Below are 16,177 nucleotides of genomic sequence, written 5' to 3'. Positions count from 1 at the left end.
TCGAATAAGATTTACGCATAACCAAACACCTCAGATTTGGGCGCTATCATAGCGCCCGATTGAAGTGTCCAAAATCATTAGGCCAGTTCAAGCCCCCTCCCACATTTGGACCGAGGTGTGTCAGATGGATACCCGTCGGTTGAGAGGCCGTCATCGGGGACAAGCCCCCTCCCACATTTGCTGTGCCTGTCTCAGGTGCCCAGGTTTTCCGAGGTGACAATGTGTGGCGCAATATGCACCCGATGCCGCCTTGCATCGAACCCCTCGGCGCTCTGCAATTGCACCAGCAACTCCACCAACGCCACCGCCGTCTGGCGCGGTTGCGAGTCCATCACCACATCGATCAGCCCGCGGCTCAGCGCCTGGCGCGACAGCTCGGTGGACTCCTGCAGGATGCAGCACAACGTCGGGCGCTTGGGCAGTTGCGCCAGGGCGCTGATCACGCCGTCACCGCCACCGCCCACCACGCACAATCCGCGCAGGTCGGTGTGGCGGCTGAGCAGGTCAAGGGTGGCCTCTTCGGTGATGTCGCAGTTGTCCAGATTGATCAGCGGTTCCAGCGGCTTGAGCCCCGGCGCGTGTTCGGCCAGGTAGCGGTGCAACCCTTCGACCCGCGCCTGGTGGCCGAGAAAGCGATGGCCGCCCAGCAGAATGCCCACGCTGCCCTTGCGCGCACCGCACGTGCGCGCCACCAGCCAGCCCATGGTACGTCCGACCACGTGGTTATCCTGGCCCACATAAGGCTCGGCCGCGTGTTCGTGAATATCCGAAAGCAATGCCACCACCGGCACGCCGGCTTCGCGGATTTGCGCAAGGCAGGCATTGATCAGCGGATGGGCGAAGCTGACCACCGCCAGGGCGTCGCACTGTACGGCCAGTTGCTCGATCTGCGCGACGATGGCGCTGGGCGTGCGGTCATTGATGTAGTCGAACTGGCAGGTCAGGTTGGCGCTGGCGTGATGCTGCGCCGCCGCGTTGATCGACTGGGCCAGGTTGGCATAGAACGCCTGGGCGGTGCCCAGCAGGAGAATGCCGAAGCGGTAGGTCGGACGCCGTTCGCGAATGCGCTGGCCGATCAGCCTCGCGGCGAAATAACCTACGGCTTCGGCGGCCTGGAACACCTGTTCGGCGGTTTGCGGATTGACCGGCGCGCGGGCGTTCAATACGCGGTCGACGGTAGCCACGCTGAGGCCCGCCTGGGCGGCAACTGTGGCGATGGTCGGGCGTTTATGGTTGGTCATGTCGAGCCCCTTGAGCGTCTTGATAGAAAACTATCAAGCCCCGCTGGGCCTGGATGATAGCTTGATAGGGAATGGATTCAAGGCCTTGAGGGTGATTTGGCCGCGCTCTATGGTTGGTTTCGCAACGTTTCTGAAACCACCCGCTGCGGAGAACAATAACAATGCCTGAACACACCGCTCACCGCGCCCGACGCGACTACAGCCTGACCGGCCCGGAGGCCGCCCGCGCCGCCGAAAAAGGTCTGGTCTCGGCCCGCTGGTACCAGTCGCCGGTCCCGCGCAAACGCATGAAAGAACTGATGCAGCGCCGCGACGGCCCGGCCCTGGTCGACACGGCCATCTGGTTCGCCGCGTTGTTCGCAACCGGCTTTGGCGGCTACTGGTTCTGGGGCTCCTGGGCCAGCGTGCCGTTTTTCCTGGCCTATGGTGTGCTCTATGGCACCGCCTCCAACCCGCGCTGGCACGAAACCGGCCATGGCACGGCGTTCAAGACCCGCTGGATGAATGACGCGCTGTACCAGGTGGCGAGCTTCATGTGCATTTTCGAGCCCCATGTGTGGCGCTGGAGCCATGCCCGGCATCACACCGACACCATCGTCGTCGGCCGCGACCCGGAGATCGTCGAGCCGCGTCCGCCGAGCTTTGCCATGATGTTCCTGAGCCTGTTCAATCTGCCCCTGGCGTGGAAGACCTTCAGTGGCGTGGCCCGCCATGCCATCGGCCGGATGAGTGCCCAGGAACGGGATTTCATCCCCGAATCCGAGTGGCCCAAAGTGTTTCGCGCCGCGCGTATCTGGGTGGGCCTCTATGGGCTGATCATCGGCAGTGCCTTGTACCTGCACAGCGGGTTGCCGCTGATGCTGGTGGGCTTGCCGAGCATCTATGGCGCCTGGCTTGGCTACCTGTTCGGGCTTACCCAGCATGTGGGCCTGGCTGAAGACGTGCTCGACCACCGCAGCAACTGCCGCACCATCTACATGAACCGCGTGCTGCGCTTTATCTACATGAACATGAACTACCACCTCGAGCACCACATGTACCCGATGGTGCCGTACCACGCACTGGCGCAATTGCACGAAGAGATCCGTCGCGACTGCCCGCCGCCTTACGCCAATCTGTGGGAGGCCTACAAGGAGATCCTCCCGACGGTCTGGAAGCAGCGCAGCGACCCGACCTATTTCGTCCAGCGTCCGATCCGACGGCAGCCTGAATCTGCTCCTGCCGCTGTGCACGCAGAAGTCTCTGCCGGCTGAAGTTCGTTTCCCTTTAATAAGAGATAAAAACCATGAACGATCAATGGATCGACGTCTGCGCCGTGGGCGACATAGACGAAGAGGACGTGCTGCGCTTCGACCACGGGGCGCACACCTACGCGGTGTTTCGCTCGGCCGAGAATGAATTTTTCGCCACCGCCGGCCTGTGCACCCATGAAAAAATCCACCTGGCCGACGGCCTGGTCATGGACCATGTGATCGAATGCCCCAAGCACAACGGCCGCTTCGATTACCGCTCCGGCAAGGCCCTGGGCGCACCGGTGTGCGTCAACCTGAAAACCTACCCGGTACGGGTCGAAGCGGGGCGGGTACTGCTCGCCGTCACGGCGTGATGATGGACGCGCCCCTGATTATCGTCGGCGCCGGCCATGCCGGTGGCCGTGCGGCGTTGACCCTGCGCGAAGAGGGTTACAGCGGTCGGCTGATCCTGATCGGCGACGAACCTCACGTGCCCTACGAACGACCGCCCCTGTCCAAGGGCCTGTTGCAAGGCAGCCAGGACCTGGCCGGGTGCAGCCTGTGCGACAGCACGCGGCTGGCCGAGCTGGGTATCGAGCATATCGCGGGCAATGCGGTCAGCCGGCTGGCGCCGCCGCAGCATCGGCTGCAGTTGGCCGATGGCCGGTGGCTGCCCTACAGCGGATTGCTGCTGGCCACTGGCGGCCGTGCGCGGCGTCTGCCGCAGGCGCAAACCCACGTGCTTTACCTGCGCACCCATGACGAAGCCCTGGCCCTGCGTGAGCAGTTGCGGCCCGGCACTCGGCTGGTGGTTATCGGCGGCGGCTTTATCGGCCTGGAGGTGGCGGCGACCGCGCGCGGCCTGGGCTGTGCGGTGACGGTGCTCGAGGCCGGGCCGCGCCTGGCGGGCAGGGTATTGCCAGCGATCATCAGTGACGCGCTGCTGGCTTTGCACCGCGAGCAAGGTGTGGACGTGCGCTTGAATGTCGCGGTGGCGTCCATCGACGCCGACGCCGTGCACCTGGTGGATGGGCAAACGCTGCCGTGCGACCTGGTGGTGGTCGGCATCGGCATGCAACCCAATCTCGAACTGGCCGCGGCGGCCGGGCTGGACGTGGGGCAGGGCATTCGCGTCGATGCGCAGTTGCGCACCAGCGCGGCGGATATCTACGCGGCGGGGGACGTGTGCGAGTTCCGTCTTGGCGGTCTCTACCAGCGCCAGGAAACCTGGCGCAATGCCGAGGCCCAGGGCCGGCATGCCGCGTTGAATCTGCTGGGCCGGGCATTGCCTTTCGAGGCCGTGCCGGGTTTCTGGTCCGATCAGTATGACTGGGGCGTGCAGACGGTCGGCGTGATGACGCCGAGTACGGTCACCCGCGCCTTGCCCGATGGCGGCTTGCTGCTGTTTTACCTCGATGACCACGGGCTGCTACAGGGCGCCTGCGGTTGGGCGCCGGGCAACCGCGTGGCCAGGGACATCAAGCTGTGTGAACGCCTGATCGGCGCAGGTGTACCGTTGCCGTCGGCCGCTCTGGCTGATCCGGGTGTTTCTCTCAAACAATGGCTGCGAGGCTGATATGCGCCAATTGCTGGTATTTCAATCCTTATGGGCGATGCAAACCGAACCCGGCCCGCTCGAGGCGCAGCTGGACCGAATCGCCGCCGCCGGTTTCGATGGCGTCACCGATCACTACTGGAAGGCCGCAGAGGTTGCGCGCCTGCACGCGGCCACCGCCGCGCGCGGCTTGCAGATCGAAGGCCAACTGTTCCCGCAGACGGTGGACGACCTGGCGCGCGCGCTGGAGGTGATCAGCCGTTACGGCTGTCATCACCTGACCCTGCAAGCCGACGTACGTCCGCGTACCCAGGCCGAGGCGGGCCGGTTGATCGAAGGCTGGCAACGCCTGGCCGAGCAGGTGGATTTCCCGATCCTGCTGGAAACCCACCGTTACCGCCTTACCAGTGATCTGCTGTTCACCCTCGACTTGCTGGCGCAAATGCCTGACTTGAAACTGCTCGCGGACTTGTCCCACTACGTGGTCGGGCGCGAATTGCCCGAGCCCGGCGCCGCCGATGACGATGAGCAGATACGCACTATCCTGCGCCATAGCTGGGGCTTTCATGGCCGCGTCGCCAGCAGTGAACAGGTGCAGGTGGGTCTGGATTTTGCGCAGCATCAAGCCTGGGTCGAGCGCTTTGTGGGCTGGTGGCGCTACGGGATCGAAGACTGGCTGGCCCGCCCCGAGACACCCCCAAGCCTGTCGTTCACCTGCGAACTCGGTCCGCCGCCGTATGCGATCACCGCCGCGGATGGCCGAGAGCTCAGTGATCGCTGGGCCGAGGCGCTGAAGCTCAAAGCGCTGATTCGCCAGGTGTGGGACAGCTCACGTGCGACCACACCGCATCAGGCCAGCAAGCCGGTGCTGACCGCCACGATCAAGAACACCCCCAGCAGCGCGCGGTAGATCACGAAGGGCCAGGTGGAGAAGCGCTCCAGAAACTTCATCAGGCCCCAGATGGCGAAGAACGCCGACAGGCTCGCCACCACCAGACCGAAGATCAAATGCGGCCAGGCATGGGCGGGCATGTCGGCGTGCAGCAGCACCCACAGTTCTTTCAAGCCGGCCAGGGCAATGGCGGGCAGACCCAGCAGGAACGAGAACCGTGCAGCTTCTTCGCGTTTGAAGTTGAGGAACAGCGCGGCGGTCAGGGTCGAGCCCGAGCGCGATACGCCGGGGATCAACGCGCCAATCTGCGCGACTCCGACGATCAGCGCATCGCGCAAACGCATCTGGCTCACGTCGCGGGTGTGGTGGGCGCGCAATTCAGCCGCTGCCAGCAACACTGCCATCACCACACAGGCAATACCGATCACCATCAGCCCGCGCAGTGGCGAGTTGCAGGTGTTCAAGGTCGAGGACAGCGCCAGGCCGGCGATGCAGATCGGGATCGTTGCCAGCACAATCGCCACCGCCAGCTTGAACCAGCGGTCGTTGTAGTCACCCCGGCGTACGGCACTGATGCTGCCGGTGGTGACTTGCTGCACATCGCGCCAGAAATAGCTCACCACTGCCGCCAGCGCCGCCAACTGCATCGCCGCGGAAAACGCCGAGCCCGGGTCTTGCCAGCCAAGCAGGGCAGGCACCACGCGCATGTGAGCGGTGGAGGACACCGGCAACAGCTCGGTGATGCCCTGGATCACGCCCAGGATGAAAATCTGCAGGTAATCCAGGGAGGCGAACCCCACATCCAGGCCGGCGGAGCACACGTTAGTCAAAATACGAGTCCTTGAAAAAAGGGAGAGCCGGCGAAGTTTATTCTAAATGTTTCAGGAATTCGGCCAGGGCTGATCGCTATCTGCAATCGGTTCAGCCAATAGAAAGGTTGGGCAATGTATTGGCCTGGCCGGCGCTTTTGTGAACAATGGCGCCCTGCGTTTTTTCACTGAGAGCCCCATGCCTGAAACCACCGTTGAATTGATCCAGACCGGCCCGGAACATGCCGAGCTGATCCGCAATCTCTACCAGTACTACGCGTATGAGTCGTCGGACTGGGAACAGGAAGACGTCGAGACCGATGGCCGTTTCTACATCCACGACGAGCACCTGGCCCGTTATTGGCAAGACCCGCAATGGAGCGCCAACCTGTTACTGGTGGACGGCTATATCGCCGGCTTCCTGCTGATCGAAGGCAGCGAACTGCCGGGTATCGATGCGCTGGAACTGGCCGACCTGTTCATCCTCAAGCGCTACCGCCGCAAAGGCATCGGCCGCGCCATCGCCACCCAGGTGCTGTGCAGCGGCGAGGACAACTGGCTGGTGCGTTTTTTTGATCAGGACGAAGTGTCCCAGGCGTTCTGGCGCACGGTGCTGGATAACCTGCCGCGTCCGGTGCAGACCCTGGAGCTGGACGATGAACCGCAGCTGATGAGCTACCTGATTACACACGCTTCACTGCATTGATCGGCCATGGGCCGGGGCCGGATTGAACAACACCTGCTGCATCGCCTGGGGCGCTTGCCCGAACGCCCTGAGAAACGCCTGGCGCATGCGCTCGCGATCACCGAACCCGGTTTCGCGGGCCACGACTTCGACCGGGTGGCGACTGGTTTCCATCATGGCCCGTGCCGCTTCCACGCGCAGGGCTTCGATGGCCTTGGCCGGCGTCTGCCCGGTTTCTTCGCGAAACACCCGGCTGAACTGGCGCGGGCTCAGGCGTGCGACATCGGCCAGGGCGTCCACCGACAGGTCGTGGGTGAGGTTTTCCCGGGCGTAAGCCAGGGCCAGTTGCACGCGATCGGACTTGGGGTCCAGCTCGAGCAAGGCCGACAGTTGCGATTGTTCACTGCCGCGCCGTTGGGCGATCACCAGCTTGCGGGCGATGCGCCGGGCCAGGTCACTGCCCAGGTCGTTCTCCACCATCGCCAGCGCCAGGTCGACCCCGGCGCTCATGCCGGCGCCGGTCCACACTTGGCCGTCCACCACGAATAACTTGTCGTCTTCCAGGCGAATGTGCGGGTAGCGCTTGCGAAACGCCGGCGCGTGGATCCAGTGGGTGGTGGTGCGCTTGCCGTCGAGCAGACCGGCTTCGGCCAGCACGAAAATGCCCATGCACAGCGAGGCCACGCGGCGCGATTGCGCAGAAGCCGCCTTGACCATCTCCAGCAGATTGGCTTCCGGCAGGCGAAATTCCAGGTAGCCGCTGACGATCAGCGTGTCATAGCCCTCGGGACGGATCGCCGTGGTGTTCACCGAAAACCCTTGGGACGTCATGACGGCGCCGCCGCTTTCCGACACCAGATGAAAAGCATAGGCCGGCTCGCCCCGCAGCAGGTTGGCGCACTCGAACACCGAGCCCAGGCTGAGGCTCAGGGACTGGAAGTTCGGGTAAACCATCAGCGCAACGCTGTGCATCGTCATTCTCCAAGGGGCGCGGGAGGGAGGATTGTCGGCGCGTGCCGAGTAAACGGCAACTGCCGCTGGCGAATGTCCGGAATCCTTGCGGATATGACATTGTGAGCCTGCGCCCACCTCCCTAACATTGCCTCAACGAACTAGACGACTGGTCTAATCGCAAGGGGCCACGCATGAACCGCGAAACCAAAGGTACACGCCAGACCATTCTTGACAGCGCGCAAACCCTGGTGGGTGCCAAGGGATTTTCTGCGGTGGGGTTGAACGAAATCCTGCAAGCCGCCGAGGTGCCCAAGGGCTCGTTTTATCACTACTTCACCTCCAAGGACGCGTTCGGGGTGGTGCTGCTCGATACCTACTTCGATCACTACATCGAGGGCATGCAGCAGCTGTTCAGCCAGTCGGGCTTGTCCCACTACGCCAGGCTGATGCGCTACTGGCAGGGCTGGATCGACAACCACACCGGCTGCACCGACGCCGGCAAATGCCTTGCCGTCAAACTCGGCGCCGAGGTGTCAGACCTTTCAGAGCCGATGCGCCTGGCATTGCAGCGCGGCACGTCACGCACCATCGATTTACTCGCCATGGCGCTGCGGCACGGCGTGCAAGACGGTTCGCTGATGCTCGAGCAACCCCCCGAAAGCCTGGCCCGGCGCCTGTATGCGCTGTGGCTGGGGACCAGCGTCATGGGCAAGATATCCCGTACTACCGCGCCGTTCGATGAGGCGCTGGACCTGACCCGGCAGTTGCTGGGCCACCCCGAAAACCCTGCTATTCACCACGATCGAGGCACTGGAACATGAAAGTATTAATGGTACTGACCTCTCACGACCAGCTGGGCGATACCGGCCGCAAGACCGGCTTCTGGCTCGAAGAGTTTGCCGCTCCCTATTACGCGTTCAAAGATGCCGGTGCCGAGGTGGTGCTCGCATCGCCGGCCGGTGGCCAGCCGCCGCTGGACCCGGTCAGCGATCAGCCCGATGCTCAAACCGAACAAACCCACCGCTTCAACGCCGACCCTGCCGCGCAGCAGGCCCTTGCCACTACGGTGAAATTGGACGCGGTCAACGCCGATGACTTCGACACCGTGTTCTACCCGGGCGGCCACGGTCCGCTGTGGGACCTGGCCGAGTCGCCGGTGTCCATCGCGCTGATCGAGTCGTTCGAGCGTGCCGGCAAGCCTGTCGGGTTTGTCTGCCATGCACCGGGCGCCTTGCGTCATGTCAAGGCGGTCAACGGCGAGCCCTTGATCAAGGGCCGTCGCGTCACGGGGTTCTCCAACTCGGAAGAAGCCGCGGTGGGCCTGACTGACGTCGTGCCGTTCCTGGTGGAAGATGAATTCAAGAAACTGGGCGGCAAATACGAGAAGGGCGCCGATTGGCAGTCGTTCGTGATCGTCGATGGTCTGCTGGTGACGGGGCAGAACCCCGGCAGTTCCAGTGAAGTGGCCAAGGCCCTGTTGAAACTCACCGCTTAACTTAACCCCACCGACTTAACCCCACCGATTGATGCATGTGGCGGCTCGCAAGAGTCGCCAGTGTTTTCGCTCGTCCTGAATTTGGAATATCCCCATGGCTCATCCGTTGAACACCCCCGTAAAACTGGGGCATCACACCCTGAACAACCGTATCGTGTTGCCGCCCCTGACCCGCCAGCGCAGCGCGCAACCGGGCGATATCGCCACCGACTTGATGGCCCGGTACTACCGTCAACGTGCCAGCGCCGGTTTCATGGTCAGTGAGGGCACCCAGATCGAACCCCGTGGCCAGGGTTACGCGTGGACGCCGGGCATCTACACGCCGGCGCAGATCGACGGCTGGCGCAAGGTCACCGAGGCAGTGCATGCCGAGGGCGGTGTGATCTTCGCCCAGCTGTGGCATGTGGGCCGCGTGTCCCACAATGCCTTGCAACCCGACGGCGCCGCGCCGGTCGCACCCTCGGCCATCCAGGCCCTGCAGGCCAAGGCCTTTATCGAAACCGCGCCGGGTGTCGGCGAGCTCAAACAACCGCCGGTACCCCGCGCCCTGACGGTGCTGGAGATCGAGGAACTGGTCGGCCACTACGCACAGGCGGCGCGCAATGCACTGGACGCCGGCTTCGACGGGGTGGAGATTCATTCGGCCAACGGTTACCTGGTCAACCAATTCATCTCGGCCCACTCCAACCAGCGCGATGATGAATACGGTGGCACGCTGGATAATCGCCTGCGCTTTTTGCGCGAAATCGTCGAAGCCGTGTGCCGGGTAGTGGGTCCGGAGCGCGTGGGCGTACGCTTTTCGCCGTTGTTCAGTGGCACCGATCAGGAGCGTGTCTACATCGGCCTGGTGGAAGAAGACCCGCACCACACCTACATCGAAGCGATCAAGGTGCTGGAGCAGTCGGGTATCGCCTATGTCTCCATCGCCGAAGCCGATTGGGACAATGCGCCCGACCTGCCGGACAGCTTCCGCCAGGCCGTGCGCAGCACCTTCAGTGGGCGCATCATCTATGCCGGCCGCTACACCGCCGAACGCGGTGCAAAACTGGTGGAAGCCGGGCTGGCCGACCTGATTGCATTCGGGCGGCCGTTCATTGCCAACCCGGACCTGCCGCAGCGGATCTTCAATGGCTGGTCATTGAATGCGTTGAAGGCTGAAGGGTTGTATGGCGGGACCGAGGCGGGGTATGTCGATTATCCGGAATATGCCAAAGCAGACTGAGTTCGACGCTACCCTGTGGCGAGTCACGGGAGGGCAGCGCCCTCCAGCGTGAGCAAACGCCCTCGCCACAGGGCGCTGTCTGGTTTATTCGACGCGCAAGACAATCTTGCCAATATGGTCGCCACCTTCCATACGTGCGTGAGCCTGGGCGGCGTCGGTGTATTCGTACACCTTGTCGATGATCGGCAGGCAACGCCCCTCGCTCAGCACCGGCCAGATGTGTTCACGCAGCTGCTCGGCGATGGCGGCCTTTTCTTCGCGGGTGCGTGCGCGCAGCAGGGAACCGGTGATCACCGCACGTTTGCCGAGAATGCTCAGCAGGTCCACGTCATTGGCCTTGGCGCCACCGAGGAAGCCCAGTATCACCAGGTGGCCGTCCATGCCCAGGGCCTTGAGGTTGTTGTTGAGGTAGGAGGCACCCATGATGTCGAGGATCACATCGACGCCTTTGCCTGCGGTTTTCTCGGCGATGACCTGGGCAAAATCCTCCTCGCGATAATTGATCGGCTGCGCTCCGAGCTTGGCGATCGCCGCGCATTTGTCGGCGCTGCCGGCGGTGGCGAAGGCCTCGATACCGAATTCCCGGCAGAGCATCAGGGCGGTGGTGCCGATACCGCTGGTGCCGCCGTGGATCAGCGCGCGCTGGCCGTTGCAGGCGCCGCCGAGGCCGAACAGGTTGGCCCAGACGGTGAAGAAGGTCTCCGGCACGGCAGCTGCTTGAATCCAGTCCATGCCTTCGGGAACCGGCAACGCCTGGCTGGCCGGCACCGCGCAGAACTGCGCATAGCCGCCGCCATTGGTCAGGGCGCAGACCTTGTCACCGAGTTCGTATTGATGCACGCCTTCGCCCAGCGCCACCACTTCGCCGGCCACTTCCAGGCCAGGAATCGGGCTCATGCCGGGTTTCATCGGGTATTTTCCGGCGCGTTGCAGAGCGTCGGGGCGATTGACCCCGGCGGCATGCACGCGAATCAGGATCTCGCCCGGCCCGGCCACCGGTACGTCTGCGCGACGCGGCTGCAGCACCTCGGGGCCGCCGGGGGCGGTGATTTCGATCAGGGTCATTTCTTGGGGCAGGGTCATGAACGGGTTCCTGTAACGATGAGCGTATGGGTTGGGACCGTGGCGAGCGGTCGACGGTTCAGCCAGATCATGCCCGCTTCCAGCAGCAGTGCAACCCCAATGGCGCTGGCTGCGAAGTCAGCACACCCCTGCAAGCCCATTGTCATGGCCAGGGCCACACTGGCGGCCGGTCATTTCGACGGACACAGGTGGCGTATGAACGAAACAAGACATCAGGATATCGGGCTGTTGTTTCTGCGGGTCAGTGGGGCGCTGTTTTTGCTGTGGGTGCATGGGTTGCCGAAACTGCTCCACTACAGTGAACAGCTGAAGCTGATCGAAGACCCGTTTCACTTGGGCGCGTCTGTCACATTGTGGTTGGCGATTTTTGCCGAAGTGCTGTGCCCATTGTTGATCGTCGCGGGCGTGCTGGTACGCCTGGCGTGCCTGCCGATCCTGGCGGTGCTGATGATTGCGCTGCTGGTGGTGCATCCGCAGTGGACGCTGTTCGAAGGGCAGTTTGGCTGGCTGTTGATGATCATCTTCGCCAGCATCCTGATCGCCGGGCCGGGGCGACTGACACTGGGGCAGCGATTTGCCTGAATAGTAAAGGCGATTCAAATGTGGGAGCTTGCTCCCGAGACGGCGCACAGCCAACGCGTATTTGCCTGACGCGCCGAGACCCAAATGTGGGAGGGGGCTTGCCCCCGATGGCGGTCTCTGGGCCGACCAGGATGTTGGATCAGACCCGGTACATATCCGTTTCTGCTGTTACGGCTGCTATTGGTTCCGCTTTTACAGCGGGTCACTTTTGGAAAAGAGCCCGGAATGCCGGCCCAGCCAAAAGTAACCAAAAAGGCTCTTGCCCCACCACTCGGCACCTCGCCTGGGCTCGGTGTGCCCGAACGCAGGCTCGAATCCGTGGGCCGCCGCCACGCGCCATCCCTGGCGCGGGGCGGCTAACCCGGCGTCCTGCCGGGTTACCCACGGATTCAAGCCTGCGTTCGGCCAGCGTGGTTTAACGGGGCGCTTGAGATCAAGATCAAAAGCGCGGCGGCCTTGGAGCCGACCGGTATTTTGTGTCGATTCCGATCCAAATGTGGGATTTTCAGCGGTTCAGGAACGCCAGCAGGTCTTCATTGAGCTGTTGGGTGTGGGTGGCGGCAAACCCGTGGGGCGCGTCCTTGTACACCTTCAGTTGCGCGCCCTCGATCATCTCGGCCGCGACCTTGCCGGTGGTTTCGAACGGTACAATCTGGTCACCGTCACCGTGGATGACCAGGGTCGGTACATCGATGCTGGCCATGTCCGGGCGGAAGTCGGTCTGCGAGAACGCGGTCACGCAATCCACGGTGGATTTGAGCGAGGCCTGCAGGGCGATCTGCAGGGTCTGGGTGAGCACACCGTCCGAGACTTTCTGGCCTTTGTTGAGCCCGAAGAACGGCGTGTTGAAATCGCTGATGAACTGCGCGCGATCCTTCAGCAGGCCGGCCTTGATGCCATCGAATACGTCGTTGGGCACGCCCTGCGGGTAATCGTCCTTCTGGCCGAAGATCGGCGTCACGGCGCCGAGCAGCACCAGCCCGGCGACCCGTGCGCTGCCATGGCGCGCAATGTAGCGGGCCACATCACCGCCGCCCATGGAGAAGCCCACCAGGGTCACGTCCTTGAGGTCCAGGTGTTCGATCAACTGGGCGATATCGTCGGCGAAGGTGTCGTAGTCGTTGCCGGTCCACGGCTGGTCCGAGCGGCCAAAGCCTCGACGGTCGAACGCGATCGTGCGAAAGCCACGGCTGCTCAGGTATTCCATCTGGTATTCCCACATATCGGCATCCAGTGGCCAGCCGTGGCTGAACAACACGGGCTTGCCGCTGCCCCAGTCCTTGAAATAGATCTGGGTACCGTCTTTGGCAACGAATGTGCTCATCTGAAACTCCTTTGTCTGCATGAAAAGAGTGGGTTAAAAATCCGCATGGGCTCATGCCTCGAAAGCCTGCGCCAAAAGTCGCCGCGCGGCTTGTATCGGTGTGCTTGCCAGCGTTACCAGCTGAACTTGAGCTCCATGCCCAGGTAGTTGCTGTCGTGTCCGCCGGCATCGCGCAGGGTCTGGCCGACCGCGTAGTGCACGGCTTCGACCGCGCCGGTCAGGTTCGACGTGAAGGCGTAGTCGGTTCTCAACTGACCGTAGGCGCCGGTCCAACGTTCACCCTGACCGGCGGTACCGGCGACCGGCACGCTGGGCTGGGTGTAGACGGCGTCCGCGGTGGTTTGCCGCCACAGCAGGCCGACGGCGGTTTGCACGCTGAGCTTGGCGATGGGCTTGACGGTGATCGACGGCTTGACGTGGATCAGGTTGCTGTAGCCGGTATAGCCTGCCAGGGAAAAATAATAGCCGTTGGGGAACAGCGGGTTGAAGGTGCCGACGGTACCGTCACCGCTTTTGCGGTCACCGGAGGCGATGTCCAGTTGCAGGCCCACGCGCGGTTTCCACGCCAGGCTGTCAAAGGTGTAGCCGGTGCGGCTGCCGCCGGCCCAGGCGCGGATATCCTTGCTGCCCACCGAGCCGCCTTGCAGCATGGCTTCGATGTCCCAGTCGAACCCCTGTGCCGCGCCCCCCAGGCGCGCATCGAACAACTGGCGTGTCTCGTCGCCATCAGCGTCCAGGTAGTGCGCCGCGCGGCGCTCGTACACGCCGTAGTAGGCCGACAGCTCGTTCGTGCCGCCCACCAGGCGCTCGACCCGCAGCAGGTGAAAGCGCGCATCACTGTTGGATTTGTCGTCGAAATGCCGGCCATCCTGGTACTGCACCGGTTGGCTGGCGATCCCGATAAAGCGCCAGTTCGGGGTTTCCCAGTCGGCCCACAACGCATCGAACGACTGCCGCACATTCGGGCCGTCTCGTGACGAAATGAAGCGCTGCAAGTCGAAGGCGAAATCCTGACGGCCGATCCGGCTCTTGAACGTGCCGCTGCTGAAGGTGTTCACGTATTCGGCAAAGGCCAGGCGCAGATCCACGCGGTTCTGATCGGCGCCGCCCAGGGTGGACTTGTCGTAGGCGCGCACGTCTTCAAGCTGGGTGAACACGCGCCAGTGTTGGTTCAAATGCAGGTCGGCATGCACCTGAAACCGCTGGATCAAATAGCGATCACGGGCCACGTTCTTTACGCCGAAACCGCTGGCGTCATTCATCTCGAAACGCTCGCGCAAGGTCGCGCCCAGGGACAGGTAGGTGAACGGGTCGGTGCCGGACAGCGGGATGTACTTGAGGTTGTCCAGCGGCTGCGTGCGCAGCGCCGGATCCTTGAGCACCGACCAGTCTTCCTGCCAGCGATTGGCCTTGATTGCCGGTCGGCTCGGTTGATCCTCGGCATGGACGCTGCCGACCAGCAGCGGCCACAGCACGGCCAGGCTCCAGCCTGTGTGACGAATCATTTTGCCGCGGTGAGTTGGTGAATTTCCGCGACATAACCGCCGGGGAATTCGACCAGTGCGCTGCGCCGACCTTTGCTGTCGAACGCGGGCACCAGCACCTTGGCCCCGGACCCGGTGGCCTTGCCGAGGGTGGCGGCCAGGTCGTTGACCTGATAGCCGGTGGTGTCGTGGCCGAACGGGTAGGGCAGTTGACCATTGGTGACCAGCACGGCCATGCGCCCGAAGGGCGACTCGATCTCCACGCGTCGATAAGTGCCGCCCGCCTGGCCGACATCAACGGCCGGCGCGTGCTTGTCGTCGCTCACCACCTTGCCATGGGAGAAACCGAGAAACGCTTTGATAAAGCGCTCGGCGCTGTCGTTGGAGACATACACGCGGTTTTCCGGAACGGTCTCGAACGCCGCGTAATCCGGGGTCTTGGTGTGCCAGTAGAGCTGCATGTTGACGCCGCCCGGCCATTGCACCACGGCGTCACGGCCAATCGGATCGGGAAAGTCGCTGACGATCACATCGGCGCCGTTGTCCCGCGCTGCCTTGAGCGCCACGTCCATGTCCTTGACCAGATAGCCGTTGCGCTCCTGGCCGAACGGGTGCGGCACGGGCGTGGTAAAGCCGAACAACGACACCGTACCCGCCGGGGTCTGCAGCAATTGCGAGGTGGTGCTGCTCGGCACCGGCAGCACATTCACCACCACCTGGGGCGTACTTTTGCCGCCAAACGTGGCAAGGAAACTCTGGGCGAAACGCTCGACATCGACGGGCGCCACATACACGTGGCTGGTGTCATATTGCGGCGCCACGGCGACGCCTGGGGTGGCGGCCAGCGCGCTGTTGATCACTGCGCTTGCCAATAGCGTCAGTGCCACGGATACCTTGATTGCTTTGTTACGCATGCCCATTCTCCAGCGCTTCTGCGGGTTCGAAAGCCGTGAGGTTAGGGGGCGCAGCGCAACGCGAATTGTATGGACGTGCTCGGTTGAACGTTTCAGCCGCCAGGTGCAGGCTGGACTTCATTCTCAACACCGTCGCTGCGCCGCATAACCTGGAGGTGAAGTATCGGTATGTGATTGATGTGGAGAGTTTGAACAGGAAGAGCCGTGCGGCTTGATGATGTTGCTGGGTGGTTGAGTTCGGCCAGCGTGGGTTGACGGAGGGCCCAGGATCAGACCTATAGCGCGGCGGCCTTGGAGCCGACCGGTATCTTGTGTCGATCCCTCCCACACAAACAGCGTATCCACGATGCGAAGCGAGCGGCTCTTGATCTTGCTCTTGCTTTTGCTTTTGATCTTAGGCGCCCCGTTAAACCACGCTGGCCGCAATCCGACATTGATGTGGGGGGTAAACCGGCAGGACGCCGGTTTAGCCGCCCCGCGCCATGGATGGCGCGTGGCGGCGGCCCCCCACATCAATGTCGGATTGCGGGCACACCGAGCCTAGCGAGGTGCCGAGTGGTGGGGCAAGAGCCTTTTTGGTTACTTTTGGGGCTCTTTTCCAAAAGTGACCCGCTGTAAAAGCGGAACCCATAGCAGCCGTTACCGCAGAAACGGATATGTACTCGTTCCAATCCAACATCCTGGTCGGCCCTGAGGCCGCCATCG

Annotated in this window: 16 protein-coding genes; 9 read left to right on the top strand and 7 right to left on the bottom strand. The window is 63.0% G+C overall.

Annotation, left to right across the window (positions count from 1 at the left end; genetic code table 11):
• Positions 1–191: 191 nt before the first annotated feature.
• The gene (locus tag PspCFBP13528_RS17075; RefSeq protein ID WP_137200825.1) at positions 192–1,241 is read right to left on the bottom strand and encodes a LacI family DNA-binding transcriptional regulator; all 1,050 of its coding nucleotides are present in this window, start codon (positions 1,239–1,241) and stop codon (positions 192–194) included.
• 161 nt (positions 1,242–1,402) lie between these two features.
• Between PspCFBP13528_RS17075 and PspCFBP13528_RS17070 the strand changes: the two genes are divergently transcribed.
• From PspCFBP13528_RS17070 to PspCFBP13528_RS17055, 4 genes are read left to right on the top strand one after another with little or no spacing between them, the layout of a single operon-like run.
• Positions 1,403–2,494 (top strand): fatty acid desaturase family protein, encoded by a 1,092-nt coding sequence (locus tag PspCFBP13528_RS17070; RefSeq protein WP_137200823.1) that lies wholly within the window; start codon positions 1,403–1,405, stop codon positions 2,492–2,494.
• Positions 2,495–2,526: 32 nt separating this feature from the next.
• Positions 2,527–2,847, top strand: a complete 321-nt coding sequence (locus tag PspCFBP13528_RS17065) for a MocE family 2Fe-2S type ferredoxin (RefSeq protein ID WP_065952343.1) — start codon at positions 2,527–2,529, stop codon at positions 2,845–2,847.
• 2 nt (positions 2,848–2,849) lie between these two features.
• A complete protein-coding gene (locus PspCFBP13528_RS17060) occupies positions 2,850–4,049 on the top strand; it encodes an FAD-dependent oxidoreductase (protein ID WP_137200821.1) in 1,200 nt (399 codons plus the stop codon).
• Between the two features lies 1 nt (position 4,050).
• Positions 4,051–4,938, top strand: coding sequence for a sugar phosphate isomerase/epimerase (locus PspCFBP13528_RS17055; protein ID WP_241669101.1), 888 nt, complete (start codon positions 4,051–4,053; stop codon positions 4,936–4,938).
• On the opposite strand, the gene PspCFBP13528_RS17050 is transcribed toward PspCFBP13528_RS17055, so the two are convergent.
• Complete coding sequence (locus PspCFBP13528_RS17050) at positions 4,878–5,750, bottom strand: undecaprenyl-diphosphate phosphatase (RefSeq protein WP_065952345.1); 873 nt, start codon at positions 5,748–5,750, stop codon at positions 4,878–4,880. The two genes, PspCFBP13528_RS17055 and PspCFBP13528_RS17050, sit on opposite strands and share 61 nt — an antisense overlap.
• Before the next feature lie 178 nt (positions 5,751–5,928).
• On the opposite strand from PspCFBP13528_RS17050, the gene PspCFBP13528_RS17045 reads away from it, so the two are divergent.
• Positions 5,929–6,435 (top strand): GNAT family N-acetyltransferase, encoded by a 507-nt coding sequence (locus PspCFBP13528_RS17045; RefSeq protein WP_232790616.1) that lies wholly within the window; start codon positions 5,929–5,931, stop codon positions 6,433–6,435.
• Here PspCFBP13528_RS17045 and PspCFBP13528_RS17040 read toward each other — a convergent pair.
• Positions 6,424–7,386, bottom strand: coding sequence for a GlxA family transcriptional regulator (locus tag PspCFBP13528_RS17040; protein ID WP_101221474.1), 963 nt, complete (start codon positions 7,384–7,386; stop codon positions 6,424–6,426). The two genes, PspCFBP13528_RS17045 and PspCFBP13528_RS17040, sit on opposite strands and share 12 nt — an antisense overlap.
• 173 nt (positions 7,387–7,559) lie before the next feature.
• Here PspCFBP13528_RS17040 and PspCFBP13528_RS17035 point away from each other — a divergent pair, with 173 nt between their 5' ends.
• The 3 genes from PspCFBP13528_RS17035 (at position 7,560) to PspCFBP13528_RS17025 (ending at position 10,085) form a co-directional block, all read left to right on the top strand.
• Positions 7,560–8,189, top strand: a complete 630-nt coding sequence (locus PspCFBP13528_RS17035) for a TetR/AcrR family transcriptional regulator (protein WP_065952348.1) — start codon at positions 7,560–7,562, stop codon at positions 8,187–8,189.
• Positions 8,186–8,863: a type 1 glutamine amidotransferase domain-containing protein gene (locus PspCFBP13528_RS17030; protein ID WP_065952349.1), complete on the top strand. Its 678-nt coding sequence runs from the start codon at positions 8,186–8,188 to the stop codon at positions 8,861–8,863. Before PspCFBP13528_RS17035 ends, PspCFBP13528_RS17030 begins: the two co-directional genes overlap by 4 nt.
• A gap of 94 nt (positions 8,864–8,957) precedes the next feature.
• Positions 8,958–10,085: an alkene reductase gene (locus PspCFBP13528_RS17025; protein WP_137200819.1), complete on the top strand. Its 1,128-nt coding sequence runs from the start codon at positions 8,958–8,960 to the stop codon at positions 10,083–10,085.
• An 84-nt stretch (positions 10,086–10,169) separates the two neighbouring features.
• Here PspCFBP13528_RS17025 and PspCFBP13528_RS17020 read toward each other — a convergent pair whose 3' ends face one another.
• Positions 10,170–11,168: an NAD(P)H-quinone oxidoreductase gene (locus tag PspCFBP13528_RS17020; RefSeq protein ID WP_101221470.1), complete on the bottom strand. Its 999-nt coding sequence runs from the start codon at positions 11,166–11,168 to the stop codon at positions 10,170–10,172.
• Between the two features lie 195 nt (positions 11,169–11,363).
• Here PspCFBP13528_RS17020 and PspCFBP13528_RS17015 point away from each other — a divergent pair, with 195 nt between their 5' ends.
• Positions 11,364–11,750, top strand: a complete 387-nt coding sequence (locus tag PspCFBP13528_RS17015; protein ID WP_137200817.1) for a DoxX family protein — start codon at positions 11,364–11,366, stop codon at positions 11,748–11,750.
• A gap of 505 nt (positions 11,751–12,255) precedes the next feature.
• Here PspCFBP13528_RS17015 and PspCFBP13528_RS17005 read toward each other — a convergent pair.
• From PspCFBP13528_RS17005 to PspCFBP13528_RS16995, 3 genes are all read right to left on the bottom strand, one after another.
• A complete protein-coding gene (locus tag PspCFBP13528_RS17005) occupies positions 12,256–13,074 on the bottom strand; it encodes an alpha/beta hydrolase (protein WP_065952353.1) in 819 nt (272 codons plus the stop codon).
• Between the two features lie 113 nt (positions 13,075–13,187).
• On the bottom strand, positions 13,188–14,579 hold the full coding sequence (locus PspCFBP13528_RS17000) for an alginate export family protein (protein ID WP_137200815.1): 1,392 nt from the start codon (positions 14,577–14,579) through the stop codon (positions 13,188–13,190).
• Positions 14,576–15,472 (bottom strand): glyoxalase, encoded by an 897-nt coding sequence (locus PspCFBP13528_RS16995; RefSeq protein WP_137200813.1) that lies wholly within the window; start codon positions 15,470–15,472, stop codon positions 14,576–14,578. The genes PspCFBP13528_RS17000 and PspCFBP13528_RS16995 overlap by 4 nt, the downstream gene beginning before the upstream one ends.
• Positions 15,473–16,177: the final 705 nt, after the last annotated feature.

The sequence above is a fragment of the Pseudomonas sp. CFBP13528 genome, from assembly GCF_005233615.1.
GTDB lineage: Bacteria > Pseudomonadota > Gammaproteobacteria > Pseudomonadales > Pseudomonadaceae > Aquipseudomonas > Aquipseudomonas fluorescens_AM.
Note: the sequence above shows the minus strand (reverse complement) of the source record. Positions and strands in the feature narration are given on the sequence as shown.

Bases quoted from the DNA above. Each gene is read 5' to 3' on its own strand.
- PspCFBP13528_RS17070 (WP_137200823.1), top strand. From the start codon at position 1,403: ATGCCTGAACACACCGCTCACCGCGCCCGACGCGACTACAGCCTGACC.
- PspCFBP13528_RS17015 (WP_137200817.1), top strand. From the start codon at position 11,364: ATGAACGAAACAAGACATCAGGATATCGGGCTGTTGTTTCTGCGGGTC.
- PspCFBP13528_RS17055 (WP_241669101.1), top strand. From the start codon at position 4,051: ATGCGCCAATTGCTGGTATTTCAATCCTTATGGGCGATGCAAACCGAA.
- PspCFBP13528_RS17035 (WP_065952348.1), top strand. From the start codon at position 7,560: ATGAACCGCGAAACCAAAGGTACACGCCAGACCATTCTTGACAGCGCG.
- PspCFBP13528_RS17060 (WP_137200821.1), top strand. From the start codon at position 2,850: ATGGACGCGCCCCTGATTATCGTCGGCGCCGGCCATGCCGGTGGCCGT.
- PspCFBP13528_RS17075 (WP_137200825.1), bottom strand. From the start codon at position 1,241: ATGACCAACCATAAACGCCCGACCATCGCCACAGTTGCCGCCCAGGCG.
- PspCFBP13528_RS17045 (WP_232790616.1), top strand. From the start codon at position 5,929: ATGCCTGAAACCACCGTTGAATTGATCCAGACCGGCCCGGAACATGCC.
- PspCFBP13528_RS17025 (WP_137200819.1), top strand. From the start codon at position 8,958: ATGGCTCATCCGTTGAACACCCCCGTAAAACTGGGGCATCACACCCTG.
- PspCFBP13528_RS17020 (WP_101221470.1), bottom strand. From the start codon at position 11,168: ATGACCCTGCCCCAAGAAATGACCCTGATCGAAATCACCGCCCCCGGC.
- PspCFBP13528_RS17000 (WP_137200815.1), bottom strand. From the start codon at position 14,579: ATGATTCGTCACACAGGCTGGAGCCTGGCCGTGCTGTGGCCGCTGCTG.
- PspCFBP13528_RS17065 (WP_065952343.1), top strand. From the start codon at position 2,527: ATGAACGATCAATGGATCGACGTCTGCGCCGTGGGCGACATAGACGAA.
- PspCFBP13528_RS17030 (WP_065952349.1), top strand. From the start codon at position 8,186: ATGAAAGTATTAATGGTACTGACCTCTCACGACCAGCTGGGCGATACC.
- PspCFBP13528_RS16995 (WP_137200813.1), bottom strand. From the start codon at position 15,472: ATGCGTAACAAAGCAATCAAGGTATCCGTGGCACTGACGCTATTGGCA.
- PspCFBP13528_RS17040 (WP_101221474.1), bottom strand. From the start codon at position 7,386: ATGCACAGCGTTGCGCTGATGGTTTACCCGAACTTCCAGTCCCTGAGC.
- PspCFBP13528_RS17005 (WP_065952353.1), bottom strand. From the start codon at position 13,074: ATGAGCACATTCGTTGCCAAAGACGGTACCCAGATCTATTTCAAGGAC.